This window comes from Psychrobacter sp. FME5 (assembly GCF_014861375.1).
Lineage (GTDB): Bacteria > Pseudomonadota > Gammaproteobacteria > Pseudomonadales > Moraxellaceae > Psychrobacter.
This window is the reverse complement of record NZ_RRYX01000015.1, coordinates 32624-43916: the sequence shown is the minus strand read 5'-3', so window position 1 is coordinate 43916 and position 11293 is coordinate 32624. Positions and strand designations below refer to the sequence as shown.

Here is an 11293-nt window from a genome sequence, read left to right as displayed (position 1 = left end):
CTGCAAAAAAACTATACCCGCAGTATCGTAGCGTTTTTAAAGTATTTTAACTATATTGCTTGGTATAAACTCTTATAACCACGCATAACTAAAAAAGCCCTGCTATTCGCAAGGCTTTTTCATTTACTTTAACCAACTTTCTTTATAAAGCTGTTGTTAGTTATACACCACGCTTGCTCATGATCATCTCATATATGAACAACAGGATAATCGCGCCGATTACTGAGAAGATAAGACCCGTGAAACCGCCATCAGCGTTGATACCGATCAGTCCAGCGATGAAACCACCAACTAGAGCACCGACGATACCCAGTACGATCGTCATTATCCAGCCCATAGGGTCGCTACCCGGCTTGATAGCACGTGCCAATAGCCCAGCGACCAAACCTACAATAATCATCCAAATAAAGCTCATTTTTTTCTCCTAATTTATTATCATTTATAATGTTTATTAATTTTGATTGTTCAGTTTTAAATCATCATTCTTATTAATAGATACATTGTAGGCGCAGCTCAGGCGTAAAGGTAAGCACTAAATGTTACCAGTGTATGAGCTATGTGAGGAAAAACACTGATTTGCTAATATGAAGGTAGGATAGGTAAATGAAAGGTTACAAAGGTAGCGGGGACGCTAACACGGTGCATTATTTATGGTTATTACCGATTAAATTGCTCATGGAAACTCGAGAGTAAAAAAGCGTAGCTTGTCTATAACGAAGCGACGCTTTTGGCTAAATTATGTGCTAAGCAGATGCTAGATAACAGGGCTACTGATTGCGCAGCGCAGTCAGTAGACGCTGATGAATACCTTCAAAGCCGCCATTAGACATAATCACAATCGCATCACCCGCTTTTGCTTGCGTGCTGATATGGTCAATAATCGCATCGACACTAGAGAGGACTTGTTGGTTGCCCAGATTCGCGTTTGTGCTACTAGCGCGCTCGATGACTTCTTTTAAGCCCCACTCTAAACCCGTAGGCTCATACCACAAAGTATGGTCAGCCAGTGCAGCAGATTCAGCCAAGCTATCTTGATGAACGCCCATTTTCATGGTGTTGCTGCGTGGCTCAATGATGGCCCAAATGCGTCTGTTTGCCAATTTCTTTTTGGCGCCATCGAGCGTGGTAGTAATAGCCGTCGGATGGTGGGCAAAATCGTCAAACACTAGAACGTCATTAACATCACCGATCAGCTCCATTCGGCGTTTGATACCAGCAAAGGCTGATAAGGCTGCACAAGCAGTTTTAACACTAACGCCAACGTCATAAGCGGCAGCGACAGCGACCAGCGCGTTATTAACATTATGGATGCCACTCATCGACCAATCTACGACGGCTGTGGCTTCTTTATCAGCCGAAAAGCTCACGGTAAACTGGCCACCGTCTTCGCTAATTAGTTCAGCTTGCCAATCACTACTATTTTTTGATTTACCATCATTTTCGGTAGCGCTCGTTGCTTCTTTATCAATAACAGCAGTACGCCAAATAGGGGTCCAAACGCCTTTGGCCAACGTATCTTCTAGGCTAATAGTGGCTGCTGGCATGATGATTTTACCAGTGCTTGGAATCATACGTACCATATGATGAAACTGGGTTTGGATGGCATTGAGGTCAGCAAAAATATCGGCGTGATCGAATTCAAGATTGTTCAAAATCGCTGTACGCGGGCGATAATGGACGAACTTTGAGCGTTTATCAAAAAATGCTGAGTCGTATTCATCAGCCTCAATGACAAAATAGCCCATCTTTTCTGAACTGTCATTGCCGGTCTTTTCTGCACCCAAATAACTGCTATGGGCAAACACTTGCTGCAAATGTTCATCGGTAGTGTCTACTAACGGTACTCCGCCAATCAAAAACCCTGCATCAATACCTGCATAATGCAATATCCAAGCAAGCATGGTTGTCGTTGTGGTCTTACCATGCGTACCTGCCACCGCGATGACGTGACGTGATTGCAGTACTTGCTCAGATAAAAATTGTGGCCCTGAGGTATAGCGCAGACCCGTATCGAGCATATACTCGATCACATCCATGCCACGCTTCATCGCATTGCCGACCACCACCAAATCGGGCGCTGGTTGCAAATGCTCTATGCGATAACCTTCCTCGATAGTCACGCCTGCATGTTCAAGTTGGGTGGACATAGGAGGATAAACATTGGCGTCTGAGCCAGTGACTGTATGTCCAAGGGCGCGCGCTAGTAATGCCAACGAGCCCATAAAAGTACCACAAATACCAAGAATATGAATATGCATAGACGTTCCGTACGGGAGTAAAGTAAAAGAATAAAAGTGCTAAGGTATCCATAACAATGACAGTATTAGCGTGATTCAATGTGTCACTCTTTTATTTTAAACCAACGATATGCTGTATAAAAAAGAGTCAATGGACACTGGTATATCAGTATGGCGCTCGTGCACGCGCTCATTGTAAAGTAAAGATTATAAGATGACCAATAAAAAACGCCTAATAAGTAGGCGTTGTTCAGCTCGTCAATTTGACTGGTTTAACGGTGTTTTATTTATCATTTGATAAATTCTACTGCCTACCTTGGGAGTGTAGATACTTTGCTATTTACGCGACAAGGTATAGTCATTGTCAGGTGTTTTATCTTCATCCATCATAACCAAGTGATTGTCTTTAATTTGATAGGTTTCGATATTTTTTTTCTCATAAACAATGGTGATCATGTCACTATCTTGGCGATAAACACCCGATTCGAGTAAAGGTGGCTGCGCAGGTTCAGCATTATGAAACACACTGGTCTTTAGGACAGAGCCATCGGCAAATAAATTTAAGGTAATATCAATATTATCACAAGATGCGCACGGCACCATACCGCCATAATCGCCCATTAATGTAGCCTGCAGCGTGCTATCGCTACTCGATGCTGAAATCATTGGCGCGCTATGTGTATTGTCGTTTGGATTGGCCGCTGCAATCAGGGATTGGCCCTCTTCGTTGTCAGTTTTATCCGCTAAATCTTTGGCCTTGTTGTTTAATCCAGCAGCCTCATCATTTTGCACCCCAGCATTCTGCGTACTGTTAATTGCTGCACTTTGGGTCATTTCATTATTGGTAGAGGAAGAGGCACTGTCACAGCTAGCGAGCAGTAGGCACACTGGCACCGCCAATAAGGAGCGCATACAGCGACTGATTACTGTGAGCGTTGTCGAAGAAGTAGACGGAAAATATATCATAGTATTACCAAAAACAATTTTTCAAAGTGTATGGCTAGGCGCTGTCTGTATTATGGATAACCTAAAGTTATAGTAAGAAATAATGAAAACAAGAATGACAAGCTTAACGATAATACGTAAACGGTGCGAGTCCGACTTCGTTAATTTATGTGATAGAAATAGGCGGGTCTTTCAGTAGCGTCGCGTTTAGGCACTGTAGTCATTGGCTATATGCGATTATAGTTATAGAAAACCACCCTTTATTCTAATAGGTTAAATAAAGCCTCTTGAGATATCAAAGCGTAAAAGTGACCAGAGAGGTTTTTAAATAGCCGTCTGCAATCCTAATATTTGACTGTTCAACAGGTCCTAAGCTTGACGGCTGTGTCTAGTAGGTCGCACGATACGCCATAATATCAATCCATGTACCACTAGCAGTCCACTAAAGAAGATCAAAGACTGCTCAGGGATACTGAGCCCCCAAAAAGTCCAATCGATAGATGCACACTCACCAGAACCGGCAAAAACTTCTTTTAATACTTGCTGCATGGGTAGGGTGTCGAGCCAGTAATCCAACCCTGGACCACAAGAAGGCACTTGGTCGGCTGGTAAATGCTGTAGCCAAACATGACGTCCCGCCACCACAGTCGCCCAGCCAATACCTGCTAAGCTTCCAAGCCATAATAGTAGTTTAATAGCCATTGACTTGGGGTTAAATAAAGCAGCGATTAAAGCAAAGCCGCCCATCACCATCAGCCCAATACGCTGAAAGACACATAGCGGACAAGGTGAAAAGCCCATATAGCGCTGCAAAAACAACAATGCAAAACTCATGCCTATCACGGCCATTATCACCAAAAATACTTGCAAATTGCGGTAAGTGGTCAGCTTTAGCATTGGGCGGTTACTCTTATAAAATGTTCATTGATGTATAGTAAAAGCAAATAAAGTGCTAACGATATTGTTGCAAGAAGTCCATAAAGTCTTCTGTTTCGGCTTGCTCAATATCAGCTTGTTGCAGTACCGATTTTTCTGCCAATACTTCATATTTGGCTTGGGTATTTGGACTCAGTGTTTGCTGCAATAAAGACTCGCGATGCTGCTGAGCTAAGGTAAAACCAAGCTGCCATAAGCTGCCTAAACGCTGACTATCAGAATTTACTTGGGCAGAAATAGTTGACTCAGAATGCCCTGCTTTCCCTTGCATTAAGGCAACTGCCGCACGGTAATCATTGCCACCATAATGGGCATCAAGTAGCGCGGCAAGTGGCTGCATATGCTCTAAATGTCGCAGCATCCAGCTCTCAAGTAGCTGCTCTTCGCCATTGCTTATGATGTGCAAGCCATCGAGGCGACCTTCATTTACCACACGCTCAAGATTGATGGCTAGGGTTTCTTCTTCCTCAGGTAGCAGGTCGGGTGAGTCGCTGAATAAACAATACAGCGCCATGACTTCTAAAAAGCAGGCGCTAGAGAGGCGAATACCGACGTCGCTATAAGGATCAAGATCGATGGCACGGAACTCGACATAGGCGATACCGCGACGCTCAAGCGCTTCAGTCGGTGTCTCTCCGCTCATCGCAATTTGTTTCGGACGAATGGGACTGTAGTATTCATTTTCTATCTGTAAAATATGATTGTTGATTTGGATAGGATTGCCATCCTCATCATCTAAACCGAGTTTCTCAAAGCTTTCATGCGGGGTTTGAATCGCGCGGCGTAAGCCATCGACATACTCTGGCAGATAGTTATAACGAATATCGAGGTGTTCTTGCACACTATTGGTATAGCCGAGCTTGCCCATACGCAGGCTGGTGGCGGCAGGCCTATAATAGGTAGAATCATTCATCAATTCTAAATCATGCTCACGCCCCGCTAAGAAACAAGGACAAACGCTAGGACTGGCACCCAGTAAATACAGTACCAAACTGGTCAAGCGCTTAAAGTTACGAATTAAGCCTAGGTATTTTTCATTTTTAAATTCTGTCAGCGTTTGGCTTTTTGCATCTGGCATTTCTGCTTGCCAGACTTCAAATAATCCGTCGCCAAACGATAAGTTATAATGCAAACCGGCGATTGCCTGCATGCGGCGACCATAACGGATGCTCAGACCACTACGGTATAGAGTCTTGAGTTTACCCGTATTAGAGCTGCCATAATCAGCCAGTGGAATATCTTCATCATTCGATGACAGCATACAAGGCATAGACAGCGGCCACATCAGCTCACCTTCAGGCATGGCTTGATAAACCAGCACATGCAACTGACGCAGCATGTTTAGCGTCTCTTTTGGTGAGGTTTTTGGGTCGGTAATCAGCTCAAGCAGACTTTCTGAATAATCAGTGGTGATAAAGGGGTGGGTGAGTTTTGAACCTAGTTTGGCTGGGTGAGGCGTTTGGGCCAAATAACCATCAGGCTTAACGCGCAGACCTTCTTTTTCGATACCGCGTAGCATGCCTGTTAAATGCTTGCTGTCAAACCAGTTAGGAATTTCAAAGTTAACAAAGCTGCTCGCAAAATTACTCATAATAGTCATCTATTGTTATTTGTTATGGCGGATCAAAACACCACTGGTGTTTGACCATAAAAGAGGTAGATATTGGATGAAGAATCCCGTCAGTTTAGCTCAAAGCTGCCCTGAAAACCACGGACAATTACAAATACGATAAGCTTTACAGGTGCTAATTTATCTAGATTTTAATGGTGGGTTTCAATCAAAATTTTTATAAATAGCGCGTTATTCTTCTTCTAGAAAACGGATAAAGCAAAAAGCATCTACCTACTAGATAGATGCCTGAAATAGACAGATGCTTCGAAAGTGCGACGTTAAGCTGTTTGTGATAGCTTTGGCTAACGACTAGGGCATCTCGATCAAAGGTCATACGAATCGCTAACTTAAATAGAGAATGACGAGCCGCAGCCGCACGTGGTGGTGGCGTTTGGATTGGTGACGATAAAGCGTGCGCCCTCCAGCCCTTCGGTGTAGTCAACGGTAGAGCCTTGTAGATACTGATAACTTAGCGAATCGACGACTAAGGTCACATCACCATTGTCAAAGTTAGCATCGTCCTCATTTAGATCATTGGCAAAGTTAAAACCATAAGAGAAGCCCGAACAGCCACCCCCAGTCACATAAACACGTAACATCAGGTCGCTATCGCCTTCTTCTTCACGCAGACGACGTACTTTTTGCGCCGCACTGTCGGTTAGATTCAAGACCGTTGGGTCTACTGGCTGGCTTGAGCTTGGGTTAAATTGGTTGGTTGATTCGTTCATATCTACCTCAGTTGCTAGGATCAAATGCGGTGGTCGTCCTGTTTGGGTTTGCAAAATACTTGCAAATAAAGATACGCACGGCGTTTGATTCGATTGGGTACTATTATTATGGCGGTGCTGTTATTACTATTAGCGCATTATAATCGGCACGTTGTACACGTTATAACTGGCACATTATAAATATCATATTTGTACCAGTACGACGATTTGTACCAGTACGACGGTTTGGTTGACGACTGGCACTTATCTAATAGCAGTATATCATAATGGGGGTATTGATTCGTTTGTCAAGAGTGACGCTGCGAGCTGAATTTGATGCGGTGATATTCGTTTTTATTGTCCCAATAAACACTTAGTTTTGAAATAGTTATTTAATCGTTTGCCTATGGGGCAAGCGTTTGAAATAATAGCCGCCAATTAACATGCCCTAACATGCCAGATGTGTGTTTTTCTTATTGCCTTATATTTTATATCACTGTTGAGATGAAGAAATTATATGATCGAATTTAAAGACGTTGGTGTTCGCCGTGATGGCCGCGAGTTGTTTGCAGAGGCAAGCTTCCAGCTACATCCGGGCCACAAAGTTGGTTTAACGGGCAATAACGGCACCGGCAAATCGACCTTATTTGCCTTATTACTAACGCAAATGGGCACGGGCGATACCGAGGTCACGCTCGATAAGGGTGAGGTGAGTATTCCTGATAGCTGGAATGTGGCACATATGGCGCAGGAAGTGGGCGCGAGTAAGCAGTCGGCGATTGATTATGTGCTCAGTGGTGATGAACAGTGGTACGAGATTAATGCAGCATTAAATGATTTGAGCAGCGTCAGTGATGAGCAGATTGGTGTGTTGCACCAACAATTTGATGAAATTGATGGTTATCGTACGCCGACCAAAGCCGCGCAAATTATGGCAGGGTTGGGTTTTAGCACCACTCAACACGAGCTGCCAGTAGAGGGGTTTTCGGGGGGGTGGCGTATGCGTCTAAACCTCGCCAAAACCTTGATGAGCCGTGCAGACTTGATGTTACTCGATGAGCCGACCAACCATTTGGATTTGGATGCGATTTTATGGCTTGAGACGTGGATTAATGCGTTTACTGGTCTGGTGATTGTTATCTCGCATGACCAAGCCTTTTTAGATGCCACAGTCGGTCATATTTTGCATGTCGAACAACAAAAAATTACCCTCTATACGGGTAATTATCAGCAGTTTATTCGTACCCGTCACGAGCGTATGGCGCAGCAACAACAAGCGTTTGAGAAGCAAGAAGCCACCAAGGCGCATTTGGATGACTTTATTCGTCGTTTCCGTGCCAAAGCCAGTAAAGCCAAACAAGCACAGAGCCGTATCAAGCAGCTTGAGCGCATGGCTGAGCTGTCCCCGATGATGGCCGACAATCCGTTCTCATTCCGATTTTATGAGCCGGCAAATATGAGCTCGCCATTGATTGAGCTGACCCAAGCAGATATTGGTTACACCGATACGCCACTATTGCATAACGCCAATGTCCAAGTCACTCCAGATACGCGTCTTGGCTTGCTGGGTATGAATGGTGCGGGTAAATCGACGTTGATTAAAGCCTTAGTCGGCGAGCTTGGCATATTAACAGGGGCGTATCGTGTGTCTGATACGTTAAAATTAGGCTATTTTAACCAGCATCAAATGGATATCCTAGATGCCAAAGCAACTCCTATCGAGATGCTGCGTCGCCTAGCCGGCAAGACTTCTGATGCTGAGCTACGCTCGTTTTTGGGCAGTTTTGACTTTCGCGGCGACCGCATCGACACGCCAAGCGAGCTGTTTTCTGGTGGTGAGCGTGCGCGTTTAACCTTGGCATTAATCGTTTGGCAGCGTCCGAACGTCCTCGTCCTCGATGAGCCAACCAACCATTTAGACTTACAAATGCGCCAAGCGTTAACTATTGCCTTGCAAGGGTTTGAAGGGGCAGTGGTGCTGGTATCGCATGATCGTGAGCTGATTGCCAACGTCTGTGATGAGCTGTATCTGGTACATGACGGTATAATCGAAGAGTTTGATGGTGACATTAGCGACTACGGCAAGTGGCTGGCTGAAAAACGTAAGCAAGAGAATGCCCAAGACAAAAATCCAGGTAAGAAAAAAAGTAAAAAGGAGAGTAAGAAGTTTGTTTCACGTGAAACAAAGGATAGCTCAGCCTCTAATACAGCAGATACCAATAAAAAATCAGACCTATCTTCAAATACTGCAGCGTCGAAAAAGAGCGCATCGGCTCGGCCTGCGCTTAGTAAAGAAGAGCAACGCAAGTTTGCCGCTGAACAACGCAAATTAACCGCACCGTTTCGCCGCGCTATTGACGATACAGAGAAGGCGTTGGCTACCATTGATAAAAAGCTGCTAGCGCTTGAAGAAAAGCTTGCCAACACTGAGCTTTATGAAGAAAGTCGTAAGTCCGACTTGATCGTATTACTCAACGAGCAGACGGCACTACAGCAGCAGCACGGTGATAATGAAGAGAAGTTATTACTATCGATGACGACATTAGAAGAAATGGAAGCTGGATTGGAGTAACAAGCTTTAGATTGTTTAAATTATAGTCGATGAATAATTAAACTAGTGTAGCTGTATTAATGTGCTACTGGTATAAATTTTTCTGGCGTGCTGCATACGCAGAGGCTGCGCAAAATTCATCCCAATAGCACTGTAGTTATTCTAAGTTTTTTTGAATCTATTAAACAGTCTTTAGCTTGAAAAATAGACATAAAAAAGGGAGAGCGTTGGCTCTCCCTTTTTTATTACATTGGTTTTTATTGTATTGGTTCTTATACCATTCACAAAAATTAGCGTAGCAAGGAAAACGAGTGCAAGTGCTACACATTGTAGACTAAACGAATATGACACAGCTAATCGTACTTTTTGGGTTTGGTATTATTCCCTACGGTATTTACCATCACCATAAGAGAGTATTTCCATCGTGGTCGTACACAGTTGACAGTTTATTTGACCTGCAGCGGCTTTCGATAAATCAAGGATACGGCCTCGAATAAAAGGCCCTCTATCGGTAATTTTTACGATTACGCTCTGCTTAGTCTTCTGGTTAGTCACTTGTACCTTCGTCCCAAACGGCAGCGTTTTATGTGCAGCAGTCAGGGAATTCATATTGAAGATACTACCACTAGCGGTACGTTTACCGTGAAACTTATTACCATAATAACTGGTGTTTCCAGCAAAAGCCGTGGTCGTAATTAGTAGTGATAAGGTGATAACTAAAGACTTGATTAAATAGGACATTCAATACCTTTGAGCAATTTATAAAATAGACAGATACGCTTGCCTACGCTATCCATACTCCCTATGAGTACAAATAATAAAGGCATCTTACAAGAAATAGCTTGTTATATCCTTTCTGTTATGTAAAAGAACTGATAAGGTCAAACGACTGTTTTTAAAGACAAAAATGTATCTGTTAATGCTGAGTAATCACATAATAATTATTCAGAACCTGCCTAATACATAAGTTTAAGCGGATGCAAGTATGGTTACAACCGCTACTGTTACAGTGTGGCAGCACTCCTGTTAATATTTATATAACGCGGTGTAATCTTTTTATTGTTATCATTGTTAGTAATTTATGACGAAATAGTTAGTCAAAGCAGCGTAAAATTTATACCAACCGTCAGTGATGTATCGATACTATTGTTCACTGACTATATGGCTGTTCACTGACTATATGTCGTAGCCGAATAAAATTTTAGATTCTATGCTTTAAAATGGGCATACCAATATTGTTAACATGCTTTTATTTTGGAGAAAAATAACATGGCAGAAAAAAACTACTATGACATTTTAGGAGTCAAAAAAGACGCCTCAGACGCCGATATTAAAAAAAGATACCGTAAGCTGGTGCGCCAATATCATCCTGATGTCAGTGACGATCCAGACGCTGACAATAAAATCGCTGAAATTAATAACGCTTACGAAACCATCAGAGATAAGGACAAGCGCGCTGAATACGACGCCATGCTAAACAATCCGTTTGCAGGTCAAGGCGGCACTGGCGGTTTTGGTGGACAAGCAGGTGCTGGGCAAGGCGGTTTTCGTTGGGAAGATATCAAAGATCAGTTTGGTGACGGTGAAGCCTATGGCGATGGTGGCTTTCGCTTCGATGATATTTTTTCGGCATTTGGACGCGGCGCGCGCGGTTCAGCCAATGGGCAGGCAGGCGGTCGCTCTCAAAATAGCGGCTTTGATCAGTTTGGCGGCGGCTTTGGCGCGAACAGTAAAGGTCAAGATCAACATGCAGAAATCACCGTCGATTTGGCATCGGTTTATAGCGGTGATGACTACAGTATCAAGTTAAACGTTCCGGTACGTCAGCCTAACGGCAATGTTGATTACGAGAATAAGACCCTTAAAATTAAGATTCCGAAAGGCATTACCGATGGCAAACAAATTCGTCTCACTGGACAAGGTGCGGCTGGTAGCGGTGGTGGTAAAAATGGCGATTTGTTTTTGAAAGTTAAAATTCGTCATACGGCCAATATTCGTATCGAAGGTGCTGATGTCTATCAAACCGTCAATATAACGCCATGGGAAGCAGCGTTGGGTGAGAAAATCAACGTCAGTACACCAGCGGGCACATTGGGTGTGACCATTCCTAAAAACAGCAAATCTGGCAGCAACTTACGCTTAAAAGGTAAGGGTATCCCCGCCAAGCAAGCGGGTGATTTATACCTATCCTTGAATATCGTCAATCCTAATATCGATAGCGAAGCCGCTACCCAAGCTTATGAGCAGTTAAAACAAGCCTTTGCTGATACTAAGGTTGCACGTTAAATGATGACCGTAGTACCCG

At 43.7% G+C, this 11293-nt stretch carries 9 protein-coding genes; 2 read left to right on the top strand and 7 right to left on the bottom strand.

Annotation, left to right across the window (positions count from 1 at the left end; genetic code table 11):
• Positions 1–160: 160 nt before the first annotated feature.
• From EI161_RS03995 to erpA, 6 genes are all read right to left on the bottom strand, one after another.
• Positions 161–415, bottom strand: coding sequence for a GlsB/YeaQ/YmgE family stress response membrane protein (locus EI161_RS03995; protein WP_192523701.1), 255 nt, complete (start codon positions 413–415; stop codon positions 161–163).
• A gap of 352 nt (positions 416–767) precedes the next feature.
• A complete protein-coding gene (gene mpl, locus EI161_RS03990) occupies positions 768–2258 on the bottom strand; it encodes a UDP-N-acetylmuramate:L-alanyl-gamma-D-glutamyl-meso-diaminopimelate ligase (RefSeq protein WP_192523700.1) in 1491 nt (496 codons plus the stop codon).
• A 315-nt stretch (positions 2259–2573) separates the two neighbouring features.
• On the bottom strand, positions 2574–3203 hold the full coding sequence (locus EI161_RS03985) for a copper resistance protein NlpE N-terminal domain-containing protein (RefSeq protein ID WP_192523699.1): 630 nt from the start codon (positions 3201–3203) through the stop codon (positions 2574–2576).
• Positions 3204–3551: 348 nt separating this feature from the next.
• Positions 3552–4079: a disulfide bond formation protein B gene (locus EI161_RS03980; protein ID WP_192523698.1), complete on the bottom strand. Its 528-nt coding sequence runs from the start codon at positions 4077–4079 to the stop codon at positions 3552–3554.
• A 55-nt stretch (positions 4080–4134) separates the two neighbouring features.
• Positions 4135–5709 carry a glutamate--cysteine ligase gene (gshA, locus tag EI161_RS03975; protein WP_192523697.1) on the bottom strand — a complete coding sequence of 525 codons (1575 nt, stop codon included), beginning with the start codon at positions 5707–5709 and terminating at the stop codon, positions 4135–4137.
• Between the two features lie 368 nt (positions 5710–6077).
• Complete coding sequence (erpA, locus tag EI161_RS03970) at positions 6078–6458, bottom strand: iron-sulfur cluster insertion protein ErpA (protein ID WP_225735213.1); 381 nt, start codon at positions 6456–6458, stop codon at positions 6078–6080.
• 496 nt (positions 6459–6954) lie between these two features.
• On the opposite strand from erpA, the gene EI161_RS03965 reads away from it, so the two are divergent.
• Positions 6955–9009 carry an ABC-F family ATP-binding cassette domain-containing protein gene (locus EI161_RS03965; protein WP_192523696.1) on the top strand — a complete coding sequence of 685 codons (2055 nt, stop codon included), beginning with the start codon at positions 6955–6957 and terminating at the stop codon, positions 9007–9009.
• A 357-nt stretch (positions 9010–9366) separates the two neighbouring features.
• Here EI161_RS03965 and EI161_RS03960 read toward each other — a convergent pair whose 3' ends face one another.
• Positions 9367–9729, bottom strand: coding sequence for a septal ring lytic transglycosylase RlpA family protein (locus EI161_RS03960; RefSeq protein ID WP_192523389.1), 363 nt, complete (start codon positions 9727–9729; stop codon positions 9367–9369).
• A gap of 528 nt (positions 9730–10257) precedes the next feature.
• On the opposite strand from EI161_RS03960, the gene EI161_RS03955 reads away from it, so the two are divergent.
• Positions 10258–11274 (top strand): DnaJ C-terminal domain-containing protein, encoded by a 1017-nt coding sequence (locus EI161_RS03955; protein WP_192523390.1) that lies wholly within the window; start codon positions 10258–10260, stop codon positions 11272–11274.
• Positions 11275–11293: the final 19 nt, after the last annotated feature.